At 64.6% G+C, this 11,627-nt stretch carries 12 protein-coding genes and 1 tRNA gene; 2 read left to right on the plus strand and 11 right to left on the minus strand.

The annotated features are described in order from the left end of the window. Positions 1–49: 49 nt before the first annotated feature. The 11 genes from AC3WT6_RS07440 to AC3WT6_RS07490 form a co-directional block, all read right to left on the minus strand. A complete protein-coding gene (locus tag AC3WT6_RS07440) occupies positions 50–2,065 on the minus strand; it encodes a DNA topoisomerase III (RefSeq protein ID WP_492652949.1) in 2,016 nt (671 codons plus the stop codon). Between the two features lie 3 nt (positions 2,066–2,068). Beyond that, complete coding sequence (locus tag AC3WT6_RS07445) at positions 2,069–2,626, minus strand: hypothetical protein (RefSeq protein ID WP_492652950.1); 558 nt, start codon at positions 2,624–2,626, stop codon at positions 2,069–2,071. A 53-nt stretch (positions 2,627–2,679) separates the two neighbouring features. Continuing rightward, positions 2,680–3,108 (minus strand): single-stranded DNA-binding protein, encoded by a 429-nt coding sequence (locus tag AC3WT6_RS07450; protein ID WP_492652951.1) that lies wholly within the window; start codon positions 3,106–3,108, stop codon positions 2,680–2,682. Between the two features lie 65 nt (positions 3,109–3,173). Beyond that, the gene (locus tag AC3WT6_RS07455; RefSeq protein WP_492652952.1) at positions 3,174–3,617 is read right to left on the minus strand and encodes a hypothetical protein; all 444 of its coding nucleotides are present in this window, start codon (positions 3,615–3,617) and stop codon (positions 3,174–3,176) included. Between the two features lie 75 nt (positions 3,618–3,692). Next, a complete protein-coding gene (locus AC3WT6_RS07460) occupies positions 3,693–4,580 on the minus strand; it encodes a PFL_4669 family integrating conjugative element protein (RefSeq protein ID WP_492652953.1) in 888 nt (295 codons plus the stop codon). Positions 4,581–4,721: 141 nt separating this feature from the next. Then, on the minus strand, positions 4,722–5,570 hold the full coding sequence (locus AC3WT6_RS07465; RefSeq protein WP_492652954.1) for a nucleotidyl transferase AbiEii/AbiGii toxin family protein: 849 nt from the start codon (positions 5,568–5,570) through the stop codon (positions 4,722–4,724). Beyond that, the gene (locus AC3WT6_RS07470; protein ID WP_492652955.1) at positions 5,567–6,178 is read right to left on the minus strand and encodes a type IV toxin-antitoxin system AbiEi family antitoxin domain-containing protein; all 612 of its coding nucleotides are present in this window, start codon (positions 6,176–6,178) and stop codon (positions 5,567–5,569) included. Before AC3WT6_RS07470 ends, AC3WT6_RS07465 begins: the two co-directional genes overlap by 4 nt. Positions 6,179–6,263: 85 nt before the next feature. Then, positions 6,264–7,706 carry an STY4528 family pathogenicity island replication protein gene (locus AC3WT6_RS07475; RefSeq protein WP_492652956.1) on the minus strand — a complete coding sequence of 481 codons (1,443 nt, stop codon included), beginning with the start codon at positions 7,704–7,706 and terminating at the stop codon, positions 6,264–6,266. Next, positions 7,703–8,401: an STY4526/YPO1902 family pathogenicity island replication protein gene (locus AC3WT6_RS07480; protein WP_492652957.1), complete on the minus strand. Its 699-nt coding sequence runs from the start codon at positions 8,399–8,401 to the stop codon at positions 7,703–7,705. Before AC3WT6_RS07480 ends, AC3WT6_RS07475 begins: the two co-directional genes overlap by 4 nt. 1 nt (position 8,402) lies before the next feature. Continuing rightward, on the minus strand, positions 8,403–9,989 hold the full coding sequence (locus AC3WT6_RS07485) for a ParB family protein (protein WP_492652958.1): 1,587 nt from the start codon (positions 9,987–9,989) through the stop codon (positions 8,403–8,405). Then, positions 9,986–10,831, minus strand: coding sequence for a ParA family protein (locus AC3WT6_RS07490; protein WP_492652959.1), 846 nt, complete (start codon positions 10,829–10,831; stop codon positions 9,986–9,988). The genes AC3WT6_RS07485 and AC3WT6_RS07490 overlap by 4 nt, the downstream gene beginning before the upstream one ends. 120 nt (positions 10,832–10,951) lie before the next feature. On the opposite strand from AC3WT6_RS07490, the gene AC3WT6_RS07495 reads away from it, so the two are divergent. After that, a tRNA-Lys gene (locus tag AC3WT6_RS07495) sits at positions 10,952–11,027 on the plus strand. A 212-nt stretch (positions 11,028–11,239) separates the two neighbouring features. Continuing rightward, entirely contained in the window at positions 11,240–11,569 is a 330-nt protein-coding gene (locus AC3WT6_RS07500) for a high-potential iron-sulfur protein (RefSeq protein ID WP_492652960.1), read from the plus strand. The last annotated feature ends 58 nt before the right edge of the window (positions 11,570–11,627 follow it).

The following is an 11,627-nucleotide window of genomic DNA, read 5'->3' on the forward strand; positions in this document are numbered from 1 at the left end:
TGCAAGAACATGAGATTGTTAAGCCAACAACCTTCGTGAGTCGCCACCCTCACCTTGACTGGCCCGAAAATCCGCAATCTGGCCAACGGTTGCAGGCCCAGAACTGCTGGCCGCTTCGGACTCCCTTGCGGGCGATCTTCTGCACCAGCTTCCCGGTCTTGCACTTCGGACAGTGCTTCGGTGCCTCGATGGGCGCTGTCGCAGCTTTCGCAGTGTTTGCAGAAGGCCGATTCGCGCTGGATGCCTGCTCCTTCAGCAGTCTTACTAGAGCTGAAAGTCCGTCGCGCTGACGAGCGAGGAAGGGTTCCAATTCCGCCTTGCCCTGGGCGATGTCGTCGAGGGCCTGCTCCCATAGCGCGGTGGTGGCGGCGTCTTTCACGGCCTCCGGCACCGCCGCAATCAGCGTGCGCCCCTTGGGCGTGCTGACCAGCTGTTTCTTCTTGCCTTGCCGGATCACGTAGCCGCGCGCCAGCAGGGTTTCGATGATTGCGGCGCGCGTTGCTTCGGTGCCGATGCCGGAGGTCTCCTTGAGCACCTGTCGCAGCTTCGCGTCCTGAATCAGGCGACCGATGGATTTCATCGCCTGGATCAGGGTTCCTTCGGTGTAGCGCGCAGGCGGCTGGGTCAGCTTGCGCTCGACTTCTGCCCGGCTGCACCGCACGGCATCGCCCTGCTTCAGCGGAGGCAGCGCCGCGTCGTCCTCGCGGCTGTGATCGTCGGCGTGGGACTCCACAACCATTTTCCAGCCCATCACGACCACCACGCGGCCCGCGCAGCGCATCCGCTCGCTCTCGATCCGCAGCTCGATGCGCGTGCGGTCGAACACATGGTCGGGGTAGAACTGAGCGAGATAACGGCGGCGGATCAGGTCATACACCCGCCGGTCAGTTTCGTTTATCTCCTTCACCGCAGCTCGCGCGGCGGTGGGAATGATGGCGTGGTGGGCAGTTATCTTGCGGTCGTCCCAAGCGCGTGAGCGTCGCTTGGCGTCCGCCAACCGCACTGGGTCGGTCATGCTTTCCGGATCGCTTGCCGCGATGGCCGCCAGCACCGATGGCACATCGGAGAACTGCGACTCTGGCAGGTAGCTGCAATCCGTGCGCGGATAGGTGACGGCCTTCCATTGCTCGTAGAGCCGCTGCGCGCTGTCCAGAGTCTCCTGTGCGCCCATGCCGAATCGGCGCGAGCATTCCTGCTGCAAGCCGGATAGATCGAAGGGCAGCGGCGGTGCTTCCGACAGCCGCTGGGTTTCGGCCAGCACGACCTGTCCGTTGCGGCCTGAGACGCGCTGCGCCACGGTGCGGGCCGCCGGTTCACTGGTGCAGCGTCCCTCGGAATCGCTGGGCACGTCGCCAGGCACCCAGCGCGCCTTGAACGTCTGCTGCTGGCTCGCTGAGATGCAGTGCGCCGTCACGTCCCAGAACGTCTGGGGTTTGAAGCTCTCGATCTCGTAATCGCGCTCCACCACGAGCCGCAACGTGGGCGTCTGCACGCGGCCGACCGAACGCACGCCGTCCTGGCCGTCGCTGACGTTTAGCAGCGTAAAGGCGCGCGTGAGGTTCATGCCGACCAGCCAGTCCGCACGAGCACGGCCGAGCCCGGCGAGGTAAAGCGGCGCGGTCTTCTCACCGGGCAGCAGCTGCGCCAGTGCCTTGCGGACCGAGACGGTATCCAGCGCCGAAAGCCACAGTCGCCGCACCGGGCCGCGCCAGCGCAAGGCTTCCAGCACCTCGCGGCCAATGGTTTCGCCCTCGCGGTCGGCGTCGGTGGCCAGCACCACCTCGCGCGCCGTTTTCAGCAGCTCGCGGATGGCCCGGAACTGCCGCGCGGCATCTTTCCTGACTTCCAGCTTCCAGGCGGTAGGCAGGATGGGCAGTGTATCGAGCGACCACCGCTTGTAGGTGGGGTCGTAGGCTTCGGGCGCCGCCATTTCCAGCAGATGGCCAAAACACCAAGTGACGGCCAGTGCATCACCGAGCAGTGCGCCATCGGCCTTGCGTGTAGCCCCCAAGACGGCAGCGATGTCGCGGGCTTGGCTGGGCTTCTCGCAGAGATAGACCTGCATGACTCAGGCGGGCGCGGCAGCGGCCCAGGGATCGAAGCCCAACACCGGCAGCAGCGCGGCGCGCTCATCGGCACTGGGCGTGATCTGACCCTCCAGCCGCCGCTTGATTGCGCGATAGCCCAGTCCCAGCAGCGGGCACAGGTCACGCGCGATCTGGATGCCGCGCGCATCCAGCGCCATGTTCGCGGCCATCGCGGCCGGCATTCCCAAGAGCCGCAGGCGTTGCAGCAGCAGGTCGAGGTCACGCGGTGCGGAGTCGCTGCACAGGGATTCGGGATACAGCCAGAGATCGAAGCCGAGTTCTTCCGCGAGCAAGCGCCGCTTGCGGCGATGGAAGTAATGACGGTGCGGATGCACCAGTAGCTGGTTGAGGTGTGACTCGCTTACGTCGAGCGTCGCGGCGAGGCTGGGCACCGTCATGCCGCGCGCCCGCATGATCCACAACGTGGCGACCCGCAGGCGCACGCCGTGATGGCAGGCGCAGCCGAAGGCTTGGGCGGCGGTCTCCACGGTGATCCGCAGGGCCTCGCTCTCGGCATCAGGGTTTTCAGCGTCGCTCATGGTCGAGACAAAAGCGTCGAGTTCCATGTGAAACCTGACGGTTTTGTCCGCCGTCAGGACTTCGCCTTGCGCGAGCGTGGCGACGGCGCGGGCTCCGGCTCCGGGCTTTCCGCGCCGGTTTCACGGGAGCGCATGGTGATGCTGGCTACGCGCACCAATTCCAGCGTCAGGGCGTCGAGGTCGAGCTTCATGCCGCTGCGTTCCTCGCCCTCGCGGTCTTCCCAGGTCTCCTGGATCAGGGTGCCCTCCACACGCACGCGCATCCCCTTGTCCAGCAGCTCGCTCAGGGTCTTGGCGCGCTGGCCCCAGAGGTTGGCGCTGAGCCAGAAGCCGCCCTTGTCGGTGTAGCCGCCGTCGCCATCCGGCACCGAGCGGTCAAAGTAGATGCGCAGATCGAGCACATCGCGTTGCTCGTCGCCCACCGGCACCACTTTGTGCTTGGGCTTGTCGCCCAAGTTGCCCACGCCACTGAATCGGTTCATCGCCTGCTCCTGGTTAAGGCCTCAGTGTTGGCGCAAGGCTTTCGGCGGATAAGACAAAACCTCCATCAGCCAGCCCGCAGTTTCCGCGCCTCCGCCAGACGACGGCGGTTGAGCAGCAAGTCATTTAGCCGTTGGCGCTCATAGGTGCAGAGGGCATAGGCGAAGTTGATGGCCCCGCGCTGGCGCTCGATGTCGAGCACTGCGGTGAGGTCTGCCGCCTCCAGCTTTTGCAGCGCGGCTGCATCGTCCAGCAGCTCGAAGCGCCGTCCGCCGCAGCCTGCGGTATCGGCACGCCTGCGCCAGCGCAGCAGCGTCAGCGACTCACCGCTGAGCCGGGCCAGGTAGAACGGTAGCGTCCGACTTCGGCTGCGCCAGTGTTCGATCAGTTGGCCGGCCTGCTGCTCCAGGGCCTGCGCTTGTTGCGTCAGCTCATCGAAACGTTCGAGCAACGCGGGGATCGGCTGATCTGCCAGCACGCTGTTGCTGAGGGTTTGGCGAGCGAGGGACACCGTGCGGCGCTGACGCAGTTTCCAGGTGGTAGGGTCGCCTCGCGGCGCGCTGCGCGCGTCGAGGCTCCCTTACCCTTAAAGGGCTGTGGCAGGGCCTTCGGCGACTCGCTCCGTCAGGGCTTCGCCGCCAGTCGCTCCGTCAGCCGCTGTTGCAGATTCTGCGGTTTTGGCCTTGCCCTTGCGCAGCTTCACCACGGCAGCAGCGGACATGCTCATGCCGCGTGCGGGCCGCACGATCTCCGGCGCGAAGGGCGCGCGCAACTTGGCGTCGAGGATGTCCGGCGGCAACGCGCCCATCTGCGCTTCGGCTTCCTTGATCCGTGCCGTCATCAGGCGAGCGTCTTCGCGGCTGATGGCGAGAAAGCGGTAGCCCAGTGCCGCGTTGTAGGCCCGCCGCACCTGGCGGCCACCATCGGCGATCAGGCGTTCGCTGCTGTCGCGGTCGAGCATCGCCACATGCCGTGCCGTCAGCACGGCGCGCACCAGGTCATCGAACTTCGCCAGCAAGTAGGCACCACGAAACGCATAGGGGTTGGTGAAAGTCAGCGGCACTTTCAACGGCTCGATGGACACGGCCATCGTCACCGAAACATTCGGCGTTTTCTTGAGCAGACCGGAAACGTGCTCCAGCAACACATCGAGTTCCTGATGGCCCTGCTCGATGGCGTCATGCACTTTCAGAAGCCACCAGTCGGCCCAGGGGTCGTCGGCGCGCGCGGCGTTCCAGAGCGGGCGCAGCATCGAAGCAAAGCGGGTCAAGCCGACGATGCCGGGGGTTCCATCCTCGGCACGCCGTCCGCCGACCAGGCGCTGCGCCTGACGAGTTTGCAGGGTGATCCAGGACTCTGAGCGCAGCGGACCGGGAGAGGCGTCGTCATCCCCTGGCACCGCTTCCAGCAACTCGCTGGCATCAAGGGCCGTCTCTGCGGAGATGGCAGCGGTTTTCTTCGGGACTTTCGGCATCGCGGCTCCTGGTAACGGCGCGAGCCATGATGGGCGGCTAACGGTGCCAGTCGAAGTCAAAACGACCGCTAGGCTTGGTGGGGTTCAAGCCACCGGGTGTTTCCAGTGGAAACACCGGCTCTGCACGACTGACGCAGTGCTTCAGACCGGGAAAGCGATGGATTCCAGACGGCTTCTGAGCACCTCGACCACTTCTGCCAGGGAGAGAGCGGCCAGCCGGTTCTTCCGCAGGAAGGCTTGCCATTGCAGCAGCTTGCCAGGATCGGTGGCGAAGGCTTCACTCAAGCCTACCGGCAGCGTCCGCGAGACGGAGGTCTTCCGGCGCTCGAAGGTTGCGGCGATGGCTCGCCGAAGCTCGGCCGCGTCGAGGTCGTTTTCGCGCAGCAGCACCCAGAGGTCGAAGTAGTCCTTCATCCGGCTGTTGGCCAGGCCCAGCGTGCAGATGACGTGAACCTTCTCGGCAACCACCGTGTATTTGGGGTAGGCCCGCAGTTCAGGCACGGGCAGATCGTCCAGCATGACTGGGTAGCGCACGGCTTCTGGAGCGGGCGTGACGGCATCACCGAAGCCGATGTCCACCTGGAGCGAAAGCCGTGCGCCGTCCAGGCTAGCGCGCAGTTCGATGCGTACGCCTCCGTAACCGGCGTCCTTGCGGATCTCGCCACCCTGCACGCTGTCCGCGTCGAACAGCAGGCCGTCGGCAACCTCCAAAGCGCACAAGCTCTGAAAGACCCGAACCAGCGCGCCGATGTCGGCATCGCCATAGCCCAGCAGATCGGCATCGCGGGTTGGCCGGTGCGGCAGGTCATACCAGAGCGAGAACAGCAGCGCACCCTTGAGCAGAAAGCGGGACGAGTGCTCGGAAACGGAAAGCCGGTAGAGCAGACGCTCAAGTCCATAGTGCGTCAGCACCAGGTTGTAGTCCTGCTTTCGCGCATCGGCCAGATTTTTGAGTCGGGCGCGGATGGAGGCGGCGAGATTGCGGCTCATGCGACCAGCGATTCGAGATAAGGCCGCATTACCTTTGCCACCCGGTTCATGGCGGCATAGTGGTTCAGTGCATCCATCGTGAACTTCTTCTTGCGCCAGCCGTCGTGCAGGGCTTCGAGCGCCACATCCAGGCCGATCTTGTTGCGGTATTTGAAGCAATCCGCCACGGTCTTCGCGGCGCAGAACACGGGCACTTGCACGCCGTCCATCTTGACCTTCTCCACACCGGCGGCCAGTGTGGTATCCGACATGCGGATGATCCGCAGCGCGGGCTGATCCAGCCTGGGAGCCGTCAGATGCACCGGCAGCGCCATCCAGACCTCGAAGGGGGCCTGGGTGCCGATCTCATGCACGCGCAGGGCGGAGAGCAGGCAGATGACGCCGCGTGGAACCCTTAGCGCGGCTTCAGCCAGAGAGCGGTGTTCGCTGTGGGGCCGGTTGGGCAGGCTGTAGAGGCCGCGAGCGACCCTCTCGATCTCGCCGGACTTCACCAGCCGGGTCAGTGCCACGGTGGGCAGACCTACGGCCTTCAGGTCACGCGCGCGCAGCAGCCCCTTGCGGTGAGCAAGACTCAGCGTGGCTTTGCGGGTTGTAGGGGCTTGGCTCATCGTGGTCAGATTGTTGCAAAGACACTGTAGATGTCAACATCTACCGTGTCATAGCAACAGTGCAAGTGTTTCCACTGGAAACACCTCAAAGCGCACGGCACGGGGCCGTCCAGGCATCCGTCAGTGACTTGATCTGCCCCAGCACCTCGGCATGGCGCGCCTGCGCGCTCTGGATGTTGCGGGCGGGGAACGGATCGTCTGGGCGTGATTTCGCGTAGAGCTGCTGCATCCGCGTCCAGTGCTGGATGTCGGTCTGAGCAGCCAGCGCCTGCGCCTTCAGCTCACGCAGACGCTTCTCGCGCTCGCTCTCGGCCCGTTGCTCCGCCTTGCTCTGGGTCGGCAGGCTGTTCTCCAGCACGAGCGTGTTGTTCTGAGCGCGCTGGCAGAGCTTGGCGAGGTAGGACGTGGGGAACAGCAGCTGCTCGCCGCCGCTCTCCTCGGCCTTGAGCTTGCGATCCAGAAGATCGAGCACGATCTGCCGCAGATGCTCCGGCGTCTTGCGCAGGTGCATGGCCGCGATGCGCCGGTCGTTGTCCGAAAGGCGTATTGGGAACCGCAGGGTCTTGAGCATCCCGGTGACGGCGGTTGCCGCTGCCTCCGGCTGGCTGGGATGGGTTGTTGTAGTGGTTGTATTTTTTATTTCTTCACTACCACTACGACTACCAGCAACAGCGGACTTCAGATTCTGAAGAGGGCCAGTTTTTGAAGCGCCCGCAGAAACTGAAGCCGGTGATGCCGGCTTCGATTCCTGTAGCCGGGCCATCGGCGAGGGTGATTCGTCCGCCTTCGATTTCTGAAGCCGGGGTGGCATCACCGTCGACTGCGCGCGGTGCAGCGACGCTACCCAGCGCGCGCCGATGGGCAAGCCACGCGACAAGGTTCGATCTACCGGCAGTTGCCCGGCAACAGCGGCCTGCAAGGCCAGCCGTTGGGCCAGCGGTGCGGGCGGATCGAGCACTTGGCTGCCCTCCTCAATCTCGCCTTGCAGGGTTTCGAGGGCGACCTGGGCGATTTGCCGGGCGCGGTTGTGCGAATGCGCCTCGGCGGTGTGCATCAGAAACTGCATGTAGTCCTGATCCAGATAGAGGGTATCGGCCAGCGGTAGCGGCTCGTCATGCAGCGCGTAGATGCTTCCCCGGAAGCGGCCCCGTTGGTCACGCGCACGCGCACAGAGGGTGAGCCAGCGCGTCGTGCGCAGGATGGCCAGCGCGCGGGAAACGGTGGCGTCCGACGACACATTGGCATGGCGGGCGATCTGCGCGTAACTGGGGAAGCTGGTGGCGCTCTGCGACTGCGCCTGCAACTTGATGACCTGCCAGACGATTTTGTCCACGGGTTCCAGCACCGCGTCCTGGATCAGCAGACGCGGCATGGCGTCGTGCCAGTTGCCCATGAACAGCAGCGCCTCGCTGGAGGGCTGAGCACCCGTCGGGGCGTCGAGCAGCCGCTCCAGCGAGGCGCGGATCATCACGTCCAGCGCCAAGGTGCGCGGCGAGGCGGCACCAGGTTCTTTTCGTTGGGGGATCATCCGCCGTCCTCCGCTGCGCGGACGCCGTGGCGCTCACGCAGCTCGATCTCGGCCCGGCGGATCTCGTCGGCGCTCAACAGCGTCCGATCCCGCTGGAAGGCGGTGAGCGAATAGCGTTCGTGCGCCCACTTCTGGATCAGGCTCCAGGCGGTGCGAATGGCGGGACGGCCCTCCCTGGCGATGACCAACCAGAGGTCGTCGGAGCGCAGCTGCTGCGGGGTGTCCGGCTTGGCCAGACGCACCCACAGCTCCCAGAGATGCCGCTCCTCGGCCTCGCTCGCCGAGGGCGGGCGTCCGCCGGCCACAGTCTCGGTGATGCCGCAGGCCTCGCGCCGGGTGGAGTATTCGCGGTCGGTGGTGCCGAATAGCGAAGCCATCATGGCCTTCGGCGCGTCCAGCCGGATCAAGGCCAGGGCGAGTGCATCGCGGCTGCGCTGGCGTCGCATCCGCTTGAGCAGCCAGCCCCAGGCTTCACGATCCAGGCTGATGTTGATGGCATGGCTGCGCGATGCGGCCAGCAGTTGCAGCTCGGTGAGCGATAGACGCTCGATGGTCTGGATGTCGTCCAGGTCGAAGCCCAGCGAGCGGAAGGCGTGGAGATCGCCCTCCGCCACGCAGCGGGAAGCATAGGACAGCACGGCGAAAACCAGTTCGTTTTCCTTGCTGCGCTCGCGCATCAGGGTTGCGGTGTTCATCTCACACCTCCTGCGCGTGCAGAGATTCGCCGCGCTGTCGCTTGAGGCCGATGAGGGCGCGGTAGTCATCCTCTAGCTGCCGGTAGCTGCGCAGCAGGCTGTTGCTCATCTCCGACAGCACGCAGAGGCCGAAGCGGGACACATCTGGTGCGCCTGCCTTCGAGAACATGGCGTCGTAGCGCGCCTGTTCATCGGCGATCAGGTGCGCCTTACCGACGGCGCAATCGGGGGGAAGGAGCTTTCGGGCCAGCGCGGCGGGTATTTCCAGGGTCTCGCTGATGCTGACCAGAAACCACCACCACCAGGACGTGGCCTGCACCAGCTGCGGATCGCCGTGAACAAAGCCATCCGGCGGAAACTCCGTCACCAGAAAGCCCGCGCCGTGCTCGTAGCGGCGGACGCAGGGGGCGAGACCCAGTTCGGCAGCGGCACGGTGCGCGGCCTCATAGAGACGCTCGCGCAGCACTGCGGCGGGCTCCGGGGTTTCGAGTTCTTGCTGGGCAGCAGGTGTTTCCACTGGAAACACCTTTGCGGGGTGGCCGGACGGCGCTGCTGGGTCGCCGATTGGCCCCGTAGCGGGCCGTGCGACGGGGCGGCTTGCCGTTACCGACTCCTCGCGGCCAGCGTCACGAGTCGGAGCAGCGTCCTGCGCCGGCGTCCGCACTTGAAGCGGTGTCGCCGCTGCGGACGGCGCATCCTCGTCGCTGCTCCCGCTACCGGCCAGCACCGCCTCCAGTTCGGCGGCGACTCGATTCAAGGGCACATTGGCGCGTTGCGACAACACGAGTTCAACAGCGCGCCAAGCGTCCTCATGGCTCCAGTCCTCGCGGTCCGCTTTCGCCAGGCTTTCGCGGAATGCTTCCTCGAAAAGGGCCGCAGACCCCAGCCGGTGGTTGTCCCAGACCTGCTTGGCACCCGTATGCAGCTGACGCAGCTTCTCGATCTGCGGTCTGCCGATGCCCGCTTCCAGCGCAAGTGGAATCGCTTGTGCCAGCGTGTCCAGGGCGTAGAAGCACTTCGAGATCATTCCGGCGCTGATGCGAAAACCGCGTTCTCGTAGGGCATCGGAGAGCTGGCGCAGGGAGAGCTTCTCTCCGCCATCGGCTTCTAGCATCACCGCCGCTTCGCGCACCGCGCGGGCCTTGTCCAGGAAGGTGAGGCTGCCGCGCACCTCGTTCTCGACGATGTGGCTGACCAGCACATCGGTTTCTCCCTTCCACGGCTCGAACAGGCAGTCCGCCATCTGAAAGCGCCGCTCGCTGGTCTCGGCAAACAGTTCCTTGAGCACGGCTAGTCGGGTGTTACCGCCATGCTTGAGCATGTAGGTGGGCGCACCGGGTCGGCGGGTAATGACCAGCGGCTGTTTGAGGCCCTGGGCACGGACGGACTCCTTGATGTCCTCGTGCGCGCTGTTGCGGCTGCGGCGCGGGTTGTGGTCGTAGAGCGCGATCTGCGCGATGTCCACCTTCATCGGCATCGCCATCACTGGATCGGATGGCGCGAGACGGGCTTCCTGTTGCTGGGGCGGTTCGATGCCCAGATTGAGCGCCGAGCGCAGCTCGGCATCGGACGGACGCTTCTTGCTCATTGGCCGCCCTCCTGACGCGCATCGAGCGCGGTCAGCTCGACATGAGGAAACAGCTCGCCCACAAGGGACAGCATTACGTCGTGCGCGCTGCGCATGACGCCACGGCGCGACCGCTCGTAGCGATGCACCGGCATCTGGCTGGTCGCCGCCTCACGGTAGCTGACGCTCTCCGGCACTACGGTATCGAGGATGCGAATCGCGCCGCGCGACTGCGCAAACGATTCCCTGCGGAACTCGGCCGCGATGCGGGTCGCCTCAGCAGTGCGATCCATCTTGTAGATCACGCCATACAGCGGCCCGACCGGTGCACCGAGATACTGCATGGGCTTGAGCCGCTCGATCATCGCCAGCGTGCCGCGCGCGAACTCGCGGGCCGACAGGGCGTGCGGAACGATAGGGGAGAGCAATAGATCGGCGGCGAGCACCGCCGCGTCCTGAAGCGGCCCGACCGCGCCCTGGGTATCAATCAGAACGAAGTCATACCAATTCACCTGTCCCAGTGTGTGCTTCATGCGCACGCGGCCATCCGGCGTGTGCAAGACCCAGTTCTGAAGCTCGCCCAGCGCGTGATCCGAGCGGATCAGGTCGCAGCCCGCGTCGGTATGACTGACGGTGCTCTCGATGTCGCCTTCGGTCAGGAAGGCGGTGATGCCGCGCTTGGAACGTTCCTGGATCGGAAAATAGTTGGACAGCGTGGCCTGGCTATCGGTATCCACCAGCAAGACACGATGCCCCGCATCCGCTAGAACAGCCCCCAGATTGGCTGTCAAGGTGGATTTTCCGACTCCACCTTTGGTGCTGCACACTGTTAGAATGACACTCCCGCTCGACGTGGTGTTCATGTAGCTGCTCCGGTTGGCTGGTGATCCAGCCAACACGGATGTCGAAGTGAGCTTCGGTCGAGCTTTTCTAGACTTGCATACCGGCGCGCGTCAGAGAAGTTGGGGTTGCAGAACCTGTATGGGTTGTTAGCTCAATTGGTAGAGCAGCTGACTCTTAATCAGTAGGTTCGGGGTTCGAGTCCCTGGCAACCCACCAAATTACTTTCAGTAGAAGATAGTAGTTTGCACCCGCCGAAGCCCAGACGAGAGTCTGGGCTTTCTTGTTTCCGGCGCACCTTGGCGCGCAGATCAGATGCTTGCGGCTCGGTGGGTACGTTGTCGCCGTACATTGATCTTGGTCAATTGGCGAGCGAGGCGGCCGCCTTACGATAACGGTCGCCTAGCCAGGCTCTTCAACGAGACCAAGCCATGACTCCCACCGATAGCTCCCGCCGCCGCTTCCTCCAACTCGCCATGACTGGCGCCGCTTGCCTTTCCATCGGAAATAGCCTCTCTGCTTGGGCTGCCGCCCCGCGTTTGAGCATGGACGATCCGCAAGCCAAGGCCTTGGGTTATGCGGAAGATGCTGCGAAGCTCAGCGCCGCCAAGGAGCCCGCCTTCAAGAAGGGCAATATCTGCTCAGGTTGTGCGCTTTATGACGCAGCCAAGGCCGAGGCTGGATTTGCCCCTTGCCTCGCATTTTCAGGCAAAGCGGTGAACGCCAAGGGTTGGTGTCGGGCTTTCGCACCCAAAGCCTAAGCCGTTAAGAGTCTGAGTCGTTAGGCGCCAAGTTGGCCTTGGTGGAGGAGGGCGGAAT

This window comes from Stagnimonas sp. FW305-C-60 (assembly GCF_058782965.1).

What these genes read in the sequence shown, in the direction of transcription:
- AC3WT6_RS07440 (WP_492652949.1), bottom strand. Translation starts at nt 2,065, where the DNA reads ATGCAGGTCTATCTCTGCGAGAAGCCCAGCCAAGCCCGCGACATCGCT.
- AC3WT6_RS07445 (WP_492652950.1), bottom strand. Translation starts at nt 2,626, where the DNA reads ATGAGCGACGCTGAAAACCCTGATGCCGAGAGCGAGGCCCTGCGGATC.
- AC3WT6_RS07450 (WP_492652951.1), bottom strand. Translation starts at nt 3,108, where the DNA reads ATGAACCGATTCAGTGGCGTGGGCAACTTGGGCGACAAGCCCAAGCAC.
- AC3WT6_RS07460 (WP_492652953.1), bottom strand. Translation starts at nt 4,580, where the DNA reads ATGCCGAAAGTCCCGAAGAAAACCGCTGCCATCTCCGCAGAGACGGCC.
- AC3WT6_RS07465 (WP_492652954.1), bottom strand. Translation starts at nt 5,570, where the DNA reads ATGAGCCGCAATCTCGCCGCCTCCATCCGCGCCCGACTCAAAAATCTG.
- AC3WT6_RS07470 (WP_492652955.1), bottom strand. Translation starts at nt 6,178, where the DNA reads ATGAGCCAAGCCCCTACAACCCGCAAAGCCACGCTGAGTCTTGCTCAC.
- AC3WT6_RS07475 (WP_492652956.1), bottom strand. Translation starts at nt 7,706, where the DNA reads ATGATCCCCCAACGAAAAGAACCTGGTGCCGCCTCGCCGCGCACCTTG.
- AC3WT6_RS07480 (WP_492652957.1), bottom strand. Translation starts at nt 8,401, where the DNA reads ATGAACACCGCAACCCTGATGCGCGAGCGCAGCAAGGAAAACGAACTG.
- AC3WT6_RS07485 (WP_492652958.1), bottom strand. Translation starts at nt 9,989, where the DNA reads ATGAGCAAGAAGCGTCCGTCCGATGCCGAGCTGCGCTCGGCGCTCAAT.
- AC3WT6_RS07490 (WP_492652959.1), bottom strand. Translation starts at nt 10,831, where the DNA reads ATGAACACCACGTCGAGCGGGAGTGTCATTCTAACAGTGTGCAGCACC.
- AC3WT6_RS07500 (WP_492652960.1), top strand. Translation starts at nt 11,240, where the DNA reads ATGACTCCCACCGATAGCTCCCGCCGCCGCTTCCTCCAACTCGCCATG.